The 17,672-nt window shown below is 62.2% G+C and carries 14 protein-coding genes; 1 reads left to right on the top strand and 13 read right to left on the bottom strand.

What is annotated here, in order from left to right; genetic code table 11:
• Window positions 1–152: 152 nt before the first annotated feature.
• A complete protein-coding gene (locus tag DOM36_RS11165) occupies window positions 153–1,100 on the top strand; it encodes an AEC family transporter (protein WP_110643122.1) in 948 nt (315 codons plus the stop codon).
• Window positions 1,101–1,275: 175 nt separating this feature from the next.
• Here DOM36_RS11165 and DOM36_RS11160 read toward each other — a convergent pair whose 3' ends face one another.
• The 13 genes from DOM36_RS11160 to DOM36_RS11100 form a co-directional block, all read right to left on the bottom strand.
• On the bottom strand, window positions 1,276–2,013 hold the full coding sequence (locus tag DOM36_RS11160; protein WP_110643121.1) for a FadR/GntR family transcriptional regulator: 738 nt from the start codon (window positions 2,011–2,013) through the stop codon (window positions 1,276–1,278).
• Between the two features lie 122 nt (window positions 2,014–2,135).
• Window positions 2,136–2,945, bottom strand: a complete 810-nt coding sequence (locus DOM36_RS11155) for an NAD(P)-dependent oxidoreductase (RefSeq protein ID WP_110643120.1) — start codon at window positions 2,943–2,945, stop codon at window positions 2,136–2,138.
• Window positions 2,946–3,039: 94 nt separating this feature from the next.
• Window positions 3,040–4,320 (bottom strand): TRAP transporter large permease, encoded by a 1,281-nt coding sequence (locus tag DOM36_RS11150; protein ID WP_075569053.1) that lies wholly within the window; start codon window positions 4,318–4,320, stop codon window positions 3,040–3,042.
• 4 nt (window positions 4,321–4,324) lie between these two features.
• Window positions 4,325–4,846: a TRAP transporter small permease gene (locus DOM36_RS11145; protein ID WP_075569052.1), complete on the bottom strand. Its 522-nt coding sequence runs from the start codon at window positions 4,844–4,846 to the stop codon at window positions 4,325–4,327.
• A 74-nt stretch (window positions 4,847–4,920) separates the two neighbouring features.
• Window positions 4,921–5,922 carry a TRAP transporter substrate-binding protein gene (locus DOM36_RS11140; protein ID WP_110643119.1) on the bottom strand — a complete coding sequence of 334 codons (1,002 nt, stop codon included), beginning with the start codon at window positions 5,920–5,922 and terminating at the stop codon, window positions 4,921–4,923.
• A 477-nt stretch (window positions 5,923–6,399) separates the two neighbouring features.
• Window positions 6,400–8,331, bottom strand: a complete 1,932-nt coding sequence (locus DOM36_RS11135) for a GGDEF domain-containing protein (protein WP_157958628.1) — start codon at window positions 8,329–8,331, stop codon at window positions 6,400–6,402.
• Window positions 8,332–8,566: 235 nt separating this feature from the next.
• Complete coding sequence (locus DOM36_RS11130; RefSeq protein ID WP_110643117.1) at window positions 8,567–9,895, bottom strand: enolase C-terminal domain-like protein; 1,329 nt, start codon at window positions 9,893–9,895, stop codon at window positions 8,567–8,569.
• Window positions 9,896–10,083: 188 nt separating this feature from the next.
• On the bottom strand, window positions 10,084–11,214 hold the full coding sequence (locus DOM36_RS11125) for a mandelate racemase/muconate lactonizing enzyme family protein (RefSeq protein ID WP_110643116.1): 1,131 nt from the start codon (window positions 11,212–11,214) through the stop codon (window positions 10,084–10,086).
• Window positions 11,215–11,428: 214 nt separating this feature from the next.
• Window positions 11,429–12,397, bottom strand: coding sequence for a LacI family DNA-binding transcriptional regulator (locus tag DOM36_RS11120; protein ID WP_232823806.1), 969 nt, complete (start codon window positions 12,395–12,397; stop codon window positions 11,429–11,431).
• 257 nt (window positions 12,398–12,654) lie between these two features.
• Window positions 12,655–13,119, bottom strand: coding sequence for a phosphohistidine phosphatase SixA (gene sixA, locus DOM36_RS11115; protein ID WP_075569046.1), 465 nt, complete (start codon window positions 13,117–13,119; stop codon window positions 12,655–12,657).
• On the bottom strand, window positions 13,119–14,168 hold the full coding sequence (locus DOM36_RS11110) for an NAD(P)H-dependent glycerol-3-phosphate dehydrogenase (protein ID WP_110643115.1): 1,050 nt from the start codon (window positions 14,166–14,168) through the stop codon (window positions 13,119–13,121). The genes sixA and DOM36_RS11110 overlap by 1 nt, the downstream gene beginning before the upstream one ends.
• Window positions 14,169–14,342: 174 nt before the next feature.
• The gene (locus DOM36_RS11105; protein ID WP_110643114.1) at window positions 14,343–15,785 is read right to left on the bottom strand and encodes an NAD(P)(+) transhydrogenase (Re/Si-specific) subunit beta; all 1,443 of its coding nucleotides are present in this window, start codon (window positions 15,783–15,785) and stop codon (window positions 14,343–14,345) included.
• Window positions 15,786–15,801: 16 nt separating this feature from the next.
• Complete coding sequence (locus tag DOM36_RS11100; RefSeq protein ID WP_075569043.1) at window positions 15,802–17,373, bottom strand: Re/Si-specific NAD(P)(+) transhydrogenase subunit alpha; 1,572 nt, start codon at window positions 17,371–17,373, stop codon at window positions 15,802–15,804.
• Window positions 17,374–17,672: the final 299 nt, after the last annotated feature.

The raw sequence follows: 17,672 nt of genomic DNA, 5'->3' as shown, positions 1-17,672 counted from the left end.
GACCGCGTTCGAAACGTTTGCCAAGCAAGGATTGTACTGTGTCTCGCAACAGATCCCATCGCGATACCCGTCTGCGTAACCGATTATTCTGGGCACTGCTGATTGCGGCGCTGGTGGTCGGCTTCTGGCTCGTGCGCAGCGGAGGCTGAACCATGGGGTTGTTGGCCGCCTTCACCCACACGCTGGAAATCACGCTGCCGGTATTTCTGATGGTCTTTCTCGGCCTGGGCCTCAAACGGCTCGGCTGGATCGATGCGCATTTCATCACCACCGCATCGATGCTGGTATTCAAGGTCACGATGCCGACGCTGCTGTTTCTGAGCATCATTCAGGCCGATCTGGGCCGGGCGCTGCAGCCGGACCTGATCGGCTACTTCATCGGCTATACCGCGATCAGCTTCTTCCTCGCCTGGGCCTGGGCCATCTGGCGCCACCCACGGGTAGAGCGAGGCATTTTCACCCAGGGGGCGTTTCGCGCCAACAACGGCATCGTCGGGCTGGCGCTGGCCGCCGGCCAGTACGGTGATTACGGTCTGTCCGTCGGCGGCGTGCTGGCCGGCGCGGTCATCGTCATCTACAACGTCTTCTCGGTCTTTATCCTGTCGCTCTACAGCGATGAGGTCGACACGGACTTCCGCAGCCTGATCAAGAATCTGGCCAGGAACCCGCTGATCCTGAGCGTGGTGTTCGCGATTCCGGTAGCGCTGTCGGGCATCGAGCTGCCCGGCTGGGTGATGACCTCGGGTGGGTATCTCGCCGGCATGTCGCTGCCATTGGGACTGATCTGCATCGGCGGCACGCTCTCGGTCACCGCGTTCAAGCGCAGCAGCACCATCGCCCTCGACGCCAGCCTGTGGAAGCTGGTGTGGGTTCCCTTGTTCGGCGTCCTGGGCGCGCTTGCCGCGGGGATCCAAGGGCCGGCGCTGGGCATCATCTTTCTCTACCTCGGCTGCCCCGGCGCGGCGGCCAGTTTCGTCATGGCCAAGGCGTTCAAGAGCAACGACAAACTGGCAGCCAATATCATCGTCATTACCACTTTTGCATCGATGTTCACCTTGAGCTTCGGCCTGTTCGTGCTGAAATGGCTGGACCTGGTATAACGCGGGCCATTGATCTCACCCCTGCAAAACGGGCCGCTCTCGCGAGCGGCCCGTTTCATCATCATGCCGCTGATCGCCGCACGGCTGGCGAGATCAGCGCTTGCGTTCGCCGTCGAGCAGACGGCGCAGCTCGAACGGCCTTGCCCTCGTGAACGGCTTCCGACAGTCGCTACGTTCAGACACGGTCCTGATAGGCGGCGTAGTTGTCATAGGCCCGCTGAAGATGACGATACATGGCATCGCGGGCGGCTTCGGCCTGTCCCGAGACGATCGCCTGCAGGGTCTCGGCATGTTCACGCGCGACCCTTTCAAGATAGTAGGAGACCGCTTCCGGATCGAGCTCGACGGAAAGCAGTTTCGTCCGCGGTATCGCGCCCTCATTGAGCTGATCGTACAGCGAGACGAAAAACGGATTGTGGGTGGCCTCGACGATCGCCCGGTGGAAGACATAGTCCTCGTGACGCGCCTGGCTGCCCTTGCTGCAGGCGGTCACGAACTGCTCATGGGCACTCTGCATCGCCGCCACGTCGGCCGGCGTGCGCCGCTCGGCTGCCAGCGCCGCGGCCTGGGAATCGAGCGTCATGCGCATCTCGAGCACGTGCAGGATGTCCTCTACCGTAGTGGCACTGATGCGCCTCGCCGGGAAATGGTGTTCCGGCGCAGAGCGTAGAACACGGGTACCGATACCTCGGCGTGTTTCGACCAGGCCCATCGACTTGAGGTGGGCGATCGCCTCCCGCACCGCCGTACGACTGACGCCGAACATGTCGCACAGCTGGCTCTCGGTCGGCAATTTCTCCCCCACCTCGATACGCCCCTGGGTGATCAGGGCTTCCAGTTGCCGGGCGATCTGACGCGAAAGACTCTCCTGCGAAGAGATGCGGGTTATCTCCCAAGCCTTGGTCTGCTCCATCGTGCTGCCTGCCTTATCGATTTTCTTGACCGACCATGGCGCCTGCGATCACGCGGATGCGGTCGGTACTGTCTGACGTTCGAGACTGCCAGCATAACAGGTCGACCGCGCCCAGCCCTGGGTCACGCTTCGTCGTCGGGATGCCCCAGTGTCACGAACTTGCCACCCTGATAGACGACTGCCGGATCCATCGGATCCTGAGGAGCCTTTGCGGCTTCGGCCTCGACTTCGTTACGCCACGGCGCCGAGCTCTCCTGCGGCGCCCAGCCCAGGAATCGGGCATGACGATTGTCCCACCACTGCTCGGCATTGTCGGAAACGCCGTAGATCACGGTATAGCCCAGCTTGGGCGCAACGAACGCTCGCTCCAGCAGCGCCATGAAATCCTTGACCCCCAGCCACGTCGCCAGCATGCGGGTATCCTTGGGCTTGGGAAAGCAGGAGCCGATCCGCACGCTGAGCGTCTCGATGCCGAACTTGTCGAAATAGAGGCTCGCCAGATCCTCGCCGAAGCATTTGGAAACGCCATAGAGCGAATCCGGTCGACGCGGCACCTGACTGTCGATTCGTGTCGAGCGCTCGTAGAATCCGATGGTGTGGTTCGAGCTGGCAAACACGATTCGGGGCTTGCCCTGCCTGCGAGCCGCCTCGTAAAGATTGTAGGCCCCGATGATGTTGGCCTGCAGAATGCCTTCCCACGGCTTCTCCACCGAGATGCCTCCCAGATGGACGACGCCGTCACAGTCGCTGACGAGCTTTTCCACCGCCGCCGCATCGGCCAGATCGCAGCCGATGAACTCCTCGTGCTTCTCGACGTCGTCGATCGCATCGATGTCGGACAGGCGCACCTGATGCGCCAGTTTCGAAAGATAGGGGCGAATGGCTCGACCGACGCCGCCGGCAGCGCCTGTGACCAGTAATCGATTCAGCACGTTGATCTCTCCTTGTCAGTTTGGACGGCCACGCGTCGATGGCCGGATGTCGAGATATCGGATGATGGGGAGGTCGAACCGCTCCGGTGGCGGATCATTGCAGCAGCTCGGGCAAGGTCAGGGAGATGGCCGGCACATAGGTGACCAGCATCAGCACCACGAACAGCGCCAGATAGAATGGCCAGATGGTCTTGACGGTCTGCTCGATCTTGATCCCGCCGATCGCGCTGCCGACGAACAGACACCCGCCAACCGGTGGCGTGCACAGGCCAATGCCCAGGTTCATCATCATCAGGATGCCGAACTGGATGGGATCCATGCCGAACTGTTGCGCGACCGGCAGGAAGATCGGTGTACAGATCAGGATCAGCGGCGCCATATCCATGATCATGCCGAGCGCCAGCAGCAGCAGATTGAGCATCAGCAGCACGACGATAGGATTGTCGGAGAACGATGTCAGCGCATTGGCCAGGATCTCCGGCACGTTGTAGAGCGCCAGCAGATAGGAAAACGCCGAGGCACAGCCGACCAGAATCATGACCAACGCCGTCGTCTTGACCGCCTGATAGACCGCTTTCTTGAACGAGGCCCAGCGAAGCTCGCGATAGACGAGCCCGGTAATCACGATGGCATAGATGGCGCCGAACGCACCGGATTCAGTCACCGTGAGGATGCCCGAGAGCACGCCGCCGACGATGATCACCGCCGTCAGCAGCCCCGGCAGGGACGCGACGAAACTGATCAACAGCGCATACCAGCCCGGGAAGGGCTCGCCGCCATAGCCGCGCTTGACCGCCACCAGGTAAGCCGCCACGGCCAGCGCGACACACATCAGAATGCCGGGGACGATGCCCGCCACGAAAAGCTGGGTCACCGAAATCCCGCCGCCGGCCGCCACCGCATAGAGAATCATGTTGTGGCTGGGCGGAATCACCACGCCGGCAATGGAAGATGTCACCGTCACGTTGACCGCGTAGTCGGTGTCGTAGCCTTTCTCCTTCATCACCGGAATCAGAATCGAGCCCAGCGCAGAGGTGTCGGCGACGGCGGACCCGGAGATGCCGCCGAACAGCATCGAGGAAGTCACGTTGACCATGCCCAGGCCACCTCGGACACGTCCGACGGCTGCCGAAGCAAAGCGTACCAGACGGGTGGAAATCCCGCCGTGCAGCATCAGTTCACCGGCAAAGATGAAAAACGGAATCGCCAGCAACGAGAACACCGAAATGCCGGAAACGATTCGCTGGAATCCCACGAACAGCGGCAATCCCTCGTAGAGGAACGTCACGATAGACGCCAGACCCACCGCAAACGCGATCGGCGCGCCTACGATCAGTCCGAGAAGAAAGACGCCGAAAAGAATGGCTAGTCCCATGATGTCAGCTCCCTGCCCGGCCGGTTCGCGTGATGCGTTGAATGAGATTGGCCCCGGTGAAGATCACCAGGAGCACGCCACAAGCGACCAGAGGCGCAGCCCGCCAGCTCTCGGACAGCCCGATCATCGGGATCGGCCGGCCGGCGTTGCTGATCATCATCAGCCACCCCTGCCACGCCATGAAGCCGCCGAAAAGCAGTACGAATCCATCGGAGATGGCGTGCATGATCGCCCGCGGAATTCGCGGCGCGCCTTCGCGCAGGAAATCGATACTCAGGTGGGAGTTGAAGCGAACCCCGGCACCGGCACCGAGGCAGGTGATATAGACCACGATCAACAGCGAGGATTGCTCGATCCAGGTCGGCGTATCGTTGAGCACGTAGCGGCCGAATACCAACCAGCCGAACGAGAAAATCAGGAACACTAACAGTACGCCAGCGACGATCAGGCATAAACGCGCCAAACCGTCCAGCACCCTGTCTGACGTCGTGTCAGGATTGGTGGCCGAATCCGGGACGTTATCCACGATGGTTTTCCCTAGTTGATATCGAAGACAAAAGACGAGCCCCTGGCATCAGGGGCTCGTCATGCTTGGCGGGCTTACTGGGTATTGCGGATATCGTCGATCAACGATTCCAGGTCCGGATGTTCCTGGATGAAGGCCTGGTAGATCGGCTCCATCCGCTTCTGGAACGCCGCCTTGTCCTCTACCACGTTGACCTCGACGCCAGCCGCCTCGACTTTCTCGCGGCTTTTCTCTGCCCCTTCTTCCCACAGCTCGCGCTGTTTCTTGGCCGCGTCTTCTGCCGCCGTGCGCACGATCGACTTGTCCTCGTCGGAGAGCGCGTTCCAGCTGGATTTCGCGACACAGAGACATTCGGGAATGATCAGGTGGCCGGTTTCGGAGAAGTACTTGGCAACCTCATAGTGGTTGCTGGATTCGAATGACGGGAAGTTGTTCTCCGCACCGTCGATGACCCCGGTCTTCAAGGACTGGAACACTTCGCCGTAGGACATTGGCGTCGCATTGCCGCCCAGCGCATCGACCATATCCACGTAAAGATCGTTGTTCATCACTCGAAGCTTGAGGCCCTTGACGTCGTCAGGCTCTTTGATCGCATGATCGGTATTGTAGAAACTGCGAGCCCCCGAACCGAACCAGGACAGCGCGATCAGGTCCTTCTCGGCCAGCGCATCCGCGAAGCGCTTGCCGATATCACCATCCATGACGCGATACATCTGATCGACGCTGTTGAACAGAAATGGCAGCGACAGCACGTCGGTTTCAGGCACGATCGGCCCCATCGGCCCCATGTTGAAATTACCGAAATCCAGGGCGCCGCTGCGAGTCTGATCGATGGCATCTGGCTGGTCGCCCAGCACCGCATTGTTATAGATCCGCGGGTTGATTCTGCCGTCCGTCTTCTCGGAAACTTCCTCGTCGAAAAATTTCAACGCCACCGAATTGGGGTAGCCATCCGGATGAACGTTCCATCCCCGCCAGTCTTCCGCATGGGCGGGAAAGGCCGCGACCGATAACGCTCCAGCGACAGCTACAGCGGGTAAAGAGGCGGAAACATGATCCCAGAAACGTTGTGCCATCGTAGGGCTCCCTCGCTCGACTGAAGCGAATTGTGATTGTCGAAACGTAGGATGCCATACATCATACTTGCTCAATATTAGACTTTGGAATCGACGCCGAGCGCCGTTCATGCGAGCCAGAAGCGTATTCGTTGTCGACTTGAGATATTGATAAAACAATGAAACAGCACTTGATAATTCGTAGATCCAGAGCCACCCAGTTACGTTGTGCGATCTCCAACCGCTAGCCTGGGACGTTGACTTCAAAACAAAAAAAGCAGCATCCTGAGATGCTGCCTGGCGCCACAGTAAATACGGATAACGCGACCCGCAACTGCGTGCGCCCGTCAGCGCACCCGTGCCGGGTGTTTTTTCCGTCTGCGCTTTTGTGCTCTCGCGCGACTTCTACTCGAGCACCACGCCTTCTCTACTCGCTACTCGCGCGCCCTCCTACTCGAGCGCATTCTGGTATCGCGCGCGCTCTGGTGTCGCGCGCGTCTAGGGCTTCTTTTCCGCCGGCGTCTCCTCTCGCGTCTTCTCCTGCCGGCTATCCTGCCCCATCTGCGCGTGCGAATGCTGCGGATCTCCGCTCACCCCATAGCGCTCGTCGCAGTCGGCATCCTGCCCGGCATCTTGCGTCTGCAGGCAAGGCTCGGCTGACGCCGAATAGATCGCCACCGTACTGCGCCCGCCGCGCTTGGCGCAGTAGAGCGCTTCGTCGGCCAGTCGCAGCAGGCCGTCGGGGCTTGCACTGTGCACCGGGTAGCTGGCGATACCAGCCGAGAAGGTGATATGGCCCAGGCACATTTCGCCGCGCTTGAGCGGCTTCGCACAGAGCCGCCCCAGCAGACGCTCCAGACGCTCGGCCAGCACCGCCGGCGAGGCGTGGGAGAGCAGCGCGAACTCCTCGCCACCCAGGCGGCAAACGCTCTCGCCGATATGCTGGTGAGACTTGAGCAGCCCGGCCAGGGTCACCAGCACGCTATCTCCGGCATCGTGCCCGAAGCGGTCGTTGACGCGCTTGAAGTGGTCGAGATCGAGAATCGCCAGCGTCAGAAACTCGCCACGTGACTCCGCCCGCCGGCACGCCTGGGCGTAGGCCGCGTCGAAGTGACGCCGGTTGTAGAGCCCGGTCAAGGCGTCGCGATAGGACAACCCTTCGAGCTCCTCGACCAGTTGCGCCAGCTCCGCGGTACGCAGCGCCACCTGCTGTTCCAGCGTCTCATGGGAGCGTGCCAGTTCGCGGTGAATACGATGGTAGCGGTGCAGCGAAATCGCCACGCAGGAGAGTGAGAAGGCCAGCGAGCCGAAGCTCAGCGGTATCGGTTGCCACGGGATGAAGCCATGCGCCACCAGAATATCGGCCAGCAGCAGCGGCGCGAACACCGCAAAGCACAGCACCACGGTACGCTGTGTGCCATCCAGCGCGCGCCATTGCCATAGCGCCAGCACCAGCATGGCCGGCAGTGTTGCCACCAGCAGTCCGTCGAAAATGGGAAAGGTCAGCGACAGATTGACCACGCCGCCCTGAACCAGTCCCACCACCAGCACCACGTAGCCGAGATGCAGCGCCCACAGCCGCTGCATCCAGCACCTCGCGCTGCCCTTGAGCCAGTGGGCCAGGATCAGCGCGGTCGCCACCGGCAGCATGTAGTAGCTGCATGCTCTGACCAGATCCCATCCCAGCGGATTGCCGGCGATCAATTGCCGCGCCGGCGCTTCGGCCAGCAGCATCAGCCCCGAGGCGCCGGCGAACAGCGCAATGGCTCCGAAGCTGCGACGCTCGACCCCGCTGGCGGCGAAGATCGCGGCGAATACCGAAAGCGCCAGGGCCAGCGCGCTCACCGCCACGTCCCAGGCCGAGCGCCGAATGATCTGGCGATAGGCCTCCCCGCGCTCCATCAGGCGCACCTGACCCCATAGACCAATGCTGGTGTAGTCAGAGAAGACGCGCAGGCAGAGGGTCTTCCCGGCGAAGTCGTGGGGCAACGCGATCATGTGCCAGGGCCAGCCGGCAAAGGTGATCTTGCCGCCATCGTCGAAGTCGCCGTGCTGGTAGATGAGCCGGTCGCCGAGGTAGACCTGCGCGATCAGATCGATACTGGAGAGGAACAGCACCGGATCGTGCCATTGATTGTCCGGCAGGCGCAGGCGAAACCACACCTTGTCGCGACCGTTACGCTCCGGAGGGGTGGCGGGAAAAGCAATCGGCTGCCAGCCAGGGCCATCGGCAGTCAGCCAGAGCGGCAGCCCGGCGGTATCCAGCGGTGAATCGCCCCAGCGGTACTCCCAACCGCTGGGTTCGACGCTCGGTATCTCGCCATCGGGCTCGCGCGTGGCCCAGCCCCAGGCCACGAACATGCCGGTCAACAATACGCACAGGCCGGTCACAGTGCCGATCACGCGCATGATGAGCCCCCCCTCGCTCAAGGAAGCTCATAGTGTCATGAAACCAAGCGTCAAGATAAGTATCCAAATGTAATTTATCCACTTCCTCGCTTCTCCTTGGCTTCCTACTCTGACGCCTTTGGCCCGACATCTCCCTGCCCTGCAGGGCGCCCTGCCCTGCGGAAGAACCTAGCTCGCCTGACGCCCGCCTCCGGTTCGTCCCCAGTCACCCAAGCCTCGCGGCCGGTTCAGGTCCCACCGCGCCGGCATGGCGGGCTCAGCGCACCAGCGCCGGACGTTTCGGATCGAACGACCAACCGTCGATCAGGTACTGCATGGCCATGGCATCGTTACGGCTTCGCACGTCGAGCGACTTGTAGAGCGCATGAGCCTGCGCCACCTGAGCCATATCGAGCTTGATCCCGAGGCCCGGCGTCTTGGGTACGCTCAACTTGCCACCGCGGATCGTGTACGGCTCTTCGGTCAGTCGCTGACCGTCCTGCCAGATCCAGTGCGTATCAATGGCGGTAATGTTGCCGGGACACGCCGCCGCCACGTGCGTCATCATCGCCAGGGATACATCGAAGTGGTTGTTGGAGTGCGAGCCCCAGGTCATTCCCCACTCGTCGCACAGCTCACCGACCATCACCGCACCCTGCATGGTCCAGAAATGGCAATCCGCCAGCGGGATATCGACGGCATTGAGCGCCACCGCGTATTGCAACTGCTTGAAATCGGTGGCGATCATGTTGGTTGCCGTCGGCAGTCCGGTCCGCTTCTTGAACTCGGCCATCACCTCGCGCCCGGACCAGCTCTCTTCCTGCCCGCACGGATCCTCGGCGTAGCTGAGAAGATGCTTGATCGGATCGAGAATCCTGACCGCCTCGTCGAGTTTCCACGCGCCATTGGGATCCAGCGTCAGCCGTGCCTCGGGGAAGGCGTCATGCAGTGCTCGGATGCAGTCGGCCTCATCCTCGCCGCGCAGCACGCCGCCCTTGAGCTTGAAGTCCTTGAAGCCGTAGCGTTCATAGGCCGCCTTGGCCAGATTGGCTACCGACTCCGGAGTCAGGGCTTCCTTGCGGCGGACGTCGTCCCAGGCGTCCACCGGATCTTGAGCCTTGGGATACGGCAAATCGGTCTTGTCGGGATCCCCGAGCAGGAACAGATACCCCAGCGCTTCGACTTCATCGCGCTGGCGACCAAAACGTCCCAACAGGTCGGCTACCGGCTGGCCCACCGCCTGACCGTAGAGATCGAACAGCGCCGACTCGATGGCGGTCAAGACGTGAACCGCGACACGCAGGTCGAAGGTCTGCCGTCCTCGCTCCTCGCGTCCGTTACTGGCCAGCAGCAAGCGGGCGCGGTTGAGCGTCTGCTTGAACTCGTTGATCCTGGCACCTTCGACGAGCGAACGGCACTGTTCGAGCCCCTTCAGAATCCCCTCGCTGGAGGGAATCTCGCCAACGCCCTGGTTACCTGCATCGTCTTCGAGAATCAGCAGACAGCGAATGAACCATGGCGCATGGCCACCGCTCAGGTTAAGCAGAAAGCTGTCGTAACCCGCGACCGGCATGACGGTCATTTTGGTCACTTTGGGAAAACTCATATCGCACTCCTCGTACAACAAACTGTCGGGAATTACCCAGCCGATTCCGTATAAAGTTGCCGAGCGATGATCAGACAAGCAAAGACCGACGCGCAAGACGGACCGGGCTGGCGCACCAGTTCACGTGCGTGCCAATGAGGTCTTTCGCGTCGACTTCTAACGCCGCATGACCGAGCGCAGGCACTTTTTCAGCCGCGCTTGCCGAATTCGGCGCTGTCCACGGTCCACTTGCGCGCCTGCTCGGTCAGCGTAATACCCAGGCCCGGACGATCCGGCACGACCATGCGGCCGTCGCGAGTTTCCAGCCGCTCGTTGAACAGCGGCTCCAACCAGTCGAAGTGCTCGACCCACGGCTCGGCCGGATAGGCGGCGGCCAGATGCAGGTGAATTTCCATCGCGAAGTGCGGCGCCAGCTGCAGGCCGGCGGCATCGGCCAGCGTCGCCAGCTTCAGGAACTGGGTAATCCCGCCGATACGCGGCGCATCCGGCTGAATGATATCGGCACTGCGGTGCTTGATCAGCTCCATATGCTCGCCCACGCTCGCCAGCATCTCGCCGGTCGCGATCGGGGTATCAAGCGCGGCGGCCAACGCGGCATGCCCCTCGACGTCGTAGGCGTCCAGCGGCTCCTCGATCCACACCAGGTTGTACTGTTCCATGACGCGACCGAAGCGAAGCGCCGTCGCGCGATCCCACTGCTGGTTGGCATCGATCATCAGTGGCACATCGTCACCGAGATGCTTGCGCACGGCTTCGACACGCTGGAGATCGATCCGCATGTCGGGCTGACCCACCTTGATCTTGACGCCCTTGATGCCGTTCTCCAGCGATCGCGTTGCGTTCTCCTTGACCTCTTCGATCGGCGTATGCAGGAAGCCGCCGGAAGTGTTGTAGCACTGCACGGAGTCGCGATGCGCGCCCAGCAGCTTGGCCAGCGGCAACCCGGCTCGTTTGGCCTTGAGGTCCCATAACCCGACATCGACCGAGGCGATGGCCTGCGTCGAGAGACCGCTCCGCCCCACCGAGGCCCCGGCCCAGACCAGTTTCTGCCACAGTTTGCCGGTGTCGTTGGGATCCTCGCCCAGAATTGCCGGGGCAATCTCCTTGGCGTGGGCGAACTGGCCATAACCGCCGGCACGCTTGGAGTAGCTGAAACCGATGCCTTGATGACCATCACGTGTTTCGATCTCGGTGAACAGGAACGAGACTTCGGTCATCGGCTTCTGACGCCCGGTCAGCACCTTGGCGTCACTGATGGGCGTCGCCAGCGGCAACAGCACGTGAGAAAAACGGATCCAGCTGATGGCGTCGTTAGACATCGGACTACCTCATGGGTGTGGCGGAGAGGCTCCTCTCCCGAGTGACCCGGCACCCTGATGATTGCGCTATCAATCACGGCGTCGAGCAGCGAATGCCAGGAATGTTAGCGCAATCAATTTGTATGACAAAGCATCTGCCACCGAATTACGACCAAAGGATGACGGCGCTTCATCGCGCCACCGACGGATGCACCAACGCGATTCGGATGCTCGTTCAGGTAGTGTCTCGATCGATGATCTCGAAGCCGATATCCAGCGTTTGCCCCGCCCGCTGAAAGGCCGGCAGCGCCATGCGCTGCAGCAGATGCTCGGCCGCACGCAGACCGATGGCAGCCCCATCGATACGGACGGTACTCAACGCGGGAAAGCTGGCAGCGGCATAGCTGCTGTCGCCGAACCCCATGATTGCCAGCTGCCCGGGCACCGACAACCCCCGACTCTGCGCTTCCGCCAGCACGCCCAGGGCGAGAATGTCGGAGCTGCAGACGATGGCATCCAGCGAATGCTGATCCAGCAGTTCGGCACTCTTCTCCCGCCCCCAGGGCATGCTCGAGGGCGTACCGACCTCTCGCAGCTGATACTCCCCTGCCCCCGCCTGCTCCAGTGCCGAGACGAAACCGACGGCACGCCGTTTGGCGCGAGAATCGTCGGCGCTGATGAGCCCGAAGCGACGACAGCCCCGCGCCAGCAGATGCTCGGCCACGGCGCGTCCCACCGCCTCGTGGGAGAAGCCGACCAGCATGTCCAGCGGATCATCGGTCATGTCCCAGATTTCGACCAGCGGCACCTGGGCAGACTTGAGTCGTTGGCGCGTCAATGCGGAGTGGCGACAGCCGGTCAGCACGATACCGTCAGGGCGGCGGCTCAGCACGGTCTCGAGAATCGTCTCTTCCTGTTCCGGCGTATAGCCGACCAGACCCAGCAACACCTGGTAGCCCTGAGGCGCCAGAGCGCCCATTACCGTCTGCACGACCTCGGCAAACAGCGAGTGCGCGACCGTCGGCACCAGCAGCGCCACCAGCCGACTCCGGCTCGAAGCCAGGGCTCCGGCGACCCGATTGGGTACGTAGCCGGTCTCCAGCACCGCCCGTTGCACTCGCAGCCGCGTACCTTCGCTGACCAGTTCGGGCCGATTGAGTGCCCGTGACACGGTCATCGGTGCGACGCCCGCGACTCGAGCCACATCGGTCAATCGCGCGCTCCCGGTCGAACGCGAGGAGCGCGGCTTGTCGTCACTATCATCCATAGTGATGATTACCCATCCGACCGTTCGTGGTGATTGTCAGCCGACGTCCCATCGACACCCAGTCAGGTGTTCGACGCGAAGCATTCGGCATTTTTTGCCGCCGACTTGCGACCAAAGTTGATAGCGCAAACATCCCGCACTACTGCGTTACCATGCTCCCGACCCGCTTTACCGTTCGCGCTGGCAGTCCCGCATCAGGAGGGCGAAACGAAAGCCCTCAACGACGCGCATCCGGCGGCCCAGACATCGGCTTCCAGCAATGCGATACCCGCCGTAGGGAACATTGCCCCCGAGTGGGAGGCGCCTTCGGTAAGGCGCCCGGTGAGCAGCCCGACCAGCGGCATATGGCTGACGAGGATCAGTGGCCGCGAAACGTCGAGCAGGGTCAGTCGTTCGACCAGCGCGCCGACATCGTCATCCGGCGTCACGCCTTCGACCGTTTCGATGTCGCCATCCACGGCATCGGCAATGGCCCGTGCGGTCTGCCGGGCCCGAAGATAGGGGCTCGACCATATCGTCGCGCCGGAGAGAGCTGGACGTGACGCCAGCCATTGGCCGGCTTGCAGGGCCTCCTGCTCCCCGCGCCGGGTCAGCTGGCGGGCGGCATCCGGGCGCCCCTGCCCCGCCTCGCCATGCCTGACGACTGCAAGCCACCCCATCACTCGGAATCCGGCGCCAGTTCATGGGCCCGGGATACCGCTTCCCGCGACAGCATGAACTCGACGTCACTGCTCTGCTCGCTTTCCATCAGCGCCTTGGCCATGTCCTTGGCCGGAACGCCGCCGAACATGACCTGATAGAGCCCCTGGGCCAACGGCATGTAGATATCTTCATGGCGGGCCTTTTCGCACACCAGTTTGACCGTATTGACCCCTTCCGCCACCTGCCCGAGCACTTCGATGGCCGATTCGAGATCGTGCCCCTGCCCCAGGGCGTAGCCGACACGGTAGTTACGCGAAAGCTCCGAGGAACAGGTGACGATCAGGTCGCCGACGCCGGAAAGCCCCAGGAAGGTCATCGGATTGGCACCGAGAGCGACCGCGAACCGGCTCATTTCCGCCAGCGCCCGGGTCATCAGCATGCTGCGCGTATTCTCGCCCATGCCCAGTGCGGCCGCCATGCCGGCGGCGATGGCGTAAATGTTCTTGAGCGAGCCCCCCAGTTCGGCGCCATAGCGATCGTTGCCGGCATAGACGCGGAAATAACTGCACCCCAACGCCGCCTGGACATAGGCACGTGTCACCGGATCGTCGCTGGCGATCACCGTCGCGGTCAAATGCTTCTGGGCGATCTCGGCGGCGAGATTCGGGCCGGACAGCGCGCCGATGTGCGAAGAGCCTGTCTCTTCCTCGATCACCTGGCTCATCAGCTTGAAGCCATCGGCCTCGATACCCTTGGTCGTGCTGACAAGGATCTGCTCGGGCCGCAGATACGGCCGTACCTGCTGCAGCACGGTGCGGAACGCCTTGGAGGGGATGGCGATGAACACCACGGCGGCCTCGGTCACCGTCTCCGCCAGATCGGTGGATGCTACCACCGCCGGATTGATCGAGTAATCGGGCAGGTAGCGACCGTTGCGATGTTCGCGGTTGATCTGTTCGACCAGGGCTTCATCGCGCAACCACTGCCGAACGTCGGCGCCGTTGTCGGCGGCGATGCTGGCAATGGCAGTACCGAAGCTACCCCCGCCGAGTACGGCGACCTGCATGCGTTCTTCTGACCCGTTCTTGCCTGACCCGTTTTTATCGGACCCGTTCCTATCAGACATGGTCGTTCCATTGACGATGAGCGTTGGCGACATTGTAACGAAAAAACGCCCCGAGACGGGGCGTTTAGTAGCATCGTTGTGACGAACCGGAGGGCCGCCGCGAGCCGAGCGTCATCAATCGATCATCGATACCAGCGAATCGATACTGGACCGGGCGTCGCCGTAGAGCATGCGGGTGTTGTCCTTGAAGAACAGCGGATTCTCGATACCGGAGTAACCGGTACCCTGTCCGCGCTTGCACACGAAAACCTGCTTCGATTCCCAGACTTTGAGCACCGGCATGCCGGCGATGGGGCTGTTGGGGTCTTCCTGCGCCGCAGGATTGACGATGTCGTTGGACCCGATGACGATCACCACGTCAGTGCTGGCGAAATCATCGTTGATCTCGTCCATTTCCAGCACGATGTCGTAAGGCACTCGCGCCTCGGCCAGCAGCACGTTCATGTGTCCCGGCAAACGGCCCGCCACCGGATGGATGCCGAACCGCACCTCCTTGCCGGCGTCGCGCAGTTTGCGCACCAGGTCGCTGACCGCATTCTGGGCCTGGGCCACGGCCATGCCGTAACCGGGCACAATGATGACGCTGTCGGCATCGTTGAGCGCGCTGGCGACCCCGCCGGCATCGATGGCGACCTGCTCGCCCTCGATCTCCGCCGCCGGCCCCTGCGGACCGCCGAATCCGCCCAGGATGACGCTGACGAAGTTGCGATTCATCGCCTTGCACATGATGTAGGAGAGAATCGCCCCGGAAGAGCCGACCAGCGCGCCGGTCACGATCAGCAGGTCATTGGAGAGCGTGAAACCGATCGCCGCAGCGGCCCAGCCCGAGTAGCTGTTGAGCATCGAGACCACTACCGGCATGTCGGCACCTCCGATGCCCATGATCAGATGCCAGCCAATGAAGAAAGCCAGCGCTGCCAGTATCACCAGCGTCCAGAAGCCGGCACCGTTGAAGTAGGCGATGGCCAGCACCAGGCACAGCCCGACCGCCGCGGCGTTCAACAGGTGCCCGCCGGGGAGCTTGTGCGGTTTGCCGCCGATCTTGCCGGCCAGTTTGCCGTACGCGACGACCGAGCCGGTAAAAGTCACGGCGCCGATGAACACGCCAAGCACCACTTCGCCCTGCAGGAAAGAGAGCTCCGCTGGGGTCTTGTGTGCCAGGGTCGAGGCAAAAGCCGACAGGCCATCGAAGGAGACGCCGGCTGCCCGAATCGCCATGACGCGAGCGCGCTCCAGCTCGGCATTCCAGCCGATGAAGACCGCGGCCAACCCGACGAAGCTATGCAGCGCTGCCACCAGTTGCGGCATTTCGGTCATTTCTACCTTGCGGGAGAGCCACGCGCCGATCAGCCCCCCGATCAGCATCATCGGGATCATCCAGCCGTAGCCGCCGATCTTCGGGCCCATGGCGGTGAAGATCACCGCGATCGCCATGCCGACGATGCCATACCAGACTGCCCGCTTGGCCTTCTCGTGGTTGCTCAATCCACCCAACGAGAGGATGAACAGGACACTCGCCGCGATCGCCGCGGCGGAAACGAACTCATGTTGCAACATATCGATTCTCCGCGGATCAGGATTTCTGGAACATGGCGAGCATGCGGCGAGTCACCAGGAAGCCGCCGACGATATTGATCGAGGCGATCAGCACCGACAGGCCTGCCAACAGCGCCACCAGCCAACTGCCGGAGCCGATCTGCAACACGGCGCCCAGAATCACGATGCCCGAAATGGCATTGGTCACCGCCATCAGTGGCGTGTGCAGCGAATGGCTGACGTTCCAGATCACCTGAAACCCGACGAAGCAGGCCAGGACGAAGACGATGAAGTGCTGCATGAACGATGCCGGCGCGACCAGTCCCAGCAGCCACATCAGCGCCCCCCCCGCCGCGAGAATGCCGATCTGGCGTTTGCTCTGGGCCAGGAAGGCAGCATGCTCGGCCGCCTTCTTCTCCTCCGGCGTCGGCTGTTTGACCTTCTCCTTGGGCTTGGCAGCCGCGATCGCCTTCACCTTGGGCGGCGGCGGCGGGAAGGTGATCTCGCCGGCATGGGTCACCGTCGCGCCGCGAATGACGTCGTCTTCCATGTCGTGAACGATCACGCCATCCTTCTCCGGCGTCAGATCGGTCAGCATGTGGCGAATATTGGTGGCGTAGAGCAGCGACGACTGTGTCGCCATGCGCGACGGAAAATCGGTGTAGCCGACCACGATCACCCCGTTGTCGGTGACGATGCGCTCATCCATCACGGTCAGATCACAGTTGCCGCCCTTTTCCGCTGCCAGGTCGACGATGACCGAGCCGGGCTTCATCCCCGCGACCATGTCCTCGAGCCACAGTTTCGGCGCGGGACGACCCGGGATCAGCGCGGTGGTGATGACGATATCCACCTCCGGGGCCTGCTCGCGGAACAGCGCCAGCTGTTTTTCGCGGAACTCGGGGCTCGAGGGGGCCGCGTAGCCGCCGCTGCCCGAGCCGTCCTGACTGTCCTCGAAATCGAGAAACAGAAACTCGGCCCCCATCGATTCGATCTGTTCCGCCACCTCCGGACGAACATCGAAGGCGCGAACCACGGCACCCAGACTGGTCGCGGTACCGATGGCCGCCAGTCCGGCAACGCCGGCACCGACGATCAGCACCTTGGCCGGCGGCACCTTGCCGGCCGCCGTCACCTGGCCGGTGAAGAAGCGTCCGAACTGATTGCCCGCTTCGATCACGGCACGATAACCGGCGATATTGGCGGTGCTGGAAAGCGCGTCCATCTTCTGGGCACGCGAGATACGCGGGACCATGTCCATGGCGACAACGGTCGCACCGGTCGCCCGACAGCGCTCCAGGTTCCCCTCGTTCTGTGCCGGCCAGAAGAAGCTGATCAGCGTCTGGCCTTTCCGCAGCTGTTCGATCTCCGCTTCGACCGGCTCCCGAACCTTGATCACGACGTCCGCTTCGCCCCACAGCGCCCTTGCTCCCTCGACGACGCTGACGCCGACGTCACGATAGGCGCTGTCGTCGAACCCGGCGAGTGCGCCGGCGCCACTCTCGATCAGGCACTCATGCCCCAGCTTCTGTATCTGCTGCGCGCTTTCGGGCGTCAGCGCCACTCGCGCCTCTCCCCTGGCGAGCTCCTTCGGCGCCCCAATTTTCATTCGATATTCTCCTGGTGGTCAGCCATGCGTCGAGACTCCTTTCCGTCTGTCGATCAAGCGATCCATCGGTTTGCCAATGACGTAACCCTTCAACGCCCAGTGCCGGAACACCAGGCGGAGAGACCCATCATCAGATTCAAGCCGCGTCGACCGGTACGACAGTTTTCCGGAAAGAAGAGAGTGGAATCAAGCAATTAGGAGAAAAACCAACCCAATCAATATTTTATGACAGGCATAACTAAAGCGTTATATTAAAAAAAGACAACAAGCGTCTGATTTCAATATTAAAAACCGGACAC

The organism is Salinicola sp. CPA57 (genome assembly GCF_003206035.1).
Lineage (GTDB): Bacteria > Pseudomonadota > Gammaproteobacteria > Pseudomonadales > Halomonadaceae > Salinicola > Salinicola socius.
The sequence above is the reverse complement of the archived record's forward strand: the minus strand, read 5'-3'. Positions and strand labels throughout refer to the sequence as shown.

Bases quoted from the DNA above. Each gene is read 5' to 3' on its own strand.
- DOM36_RS11165 (WP_110643122.1), top strand. From the start codon at position 153: ATGGGGTTGTTGGCCGCCTTCACCCACACGCTGGAAATCACGCTGCCG.
- DOM36_RS11160 (WP_110643121.1), bottom strand. From the start codon at position 2,013: ATGGAGCAGACCAAGGCTTGGGAGATAACCCGCATCTCTTCGCAGGAG.
- DOM36_RS11150 (WP_075569053.1), bottom strand. From the start codon at position 4,320: ATGGGACTAGCCATTCTTTTCGGCGTCTTTCTTCTCGGACTGATCGTA.
- DOM36_RS11140 (WP_110643119.1), bottom strand. From the start codon at position 5,922: ATGGCACAACGTTTCTGGGATCATGTTTCCGCCTCTTTACCCGCTGTA.
- DOM36_RS11130 (WP_110643117.1), bottom strand. From the start codon at position 9,895: ATGAGTTTTCCCAAAGTGACCAAAATGACCGTCATGCCGGTCGCGGGT.
- DOM36_RS11105 (WP_110643114.1), bottom strand. From the start codon at position 15,785: ATGTTGCAACATGAGTTCGTTTCCGCCGCGGCGATCGCGGCGAGTGTC.
- sixA (WP_075569046.1), bottom strand. From the start codon at position 13,119: ATGGGGTGGCTTGCAGTCGTCAGGCATGGCGAGGCGGGGCAGGGGCGC.
- DOM36_RS11100 (WP_075569043.1), bottom strand. From the start codon at position 17,373: ATGAAAATTGGGGCGCCGAAGGAGCTCGCCAGGGGAGAGGCGCGAGTG.
- DOM36_RS11110 (WP_110643115.1), bottom strand. From the start codon at position 14,168: ATGCAGGTCGCCGTACTCGGCGGGGGTAGCTTCGGTACTGCCATTGCC.
- DOM36_RS11125 (WP_110643116.1), bottom strand. From the start codon at position 11,214: ATGTCTAACGACGCCATCAGCTGGATCCGTTTTTCTCACGTGCTGTTG.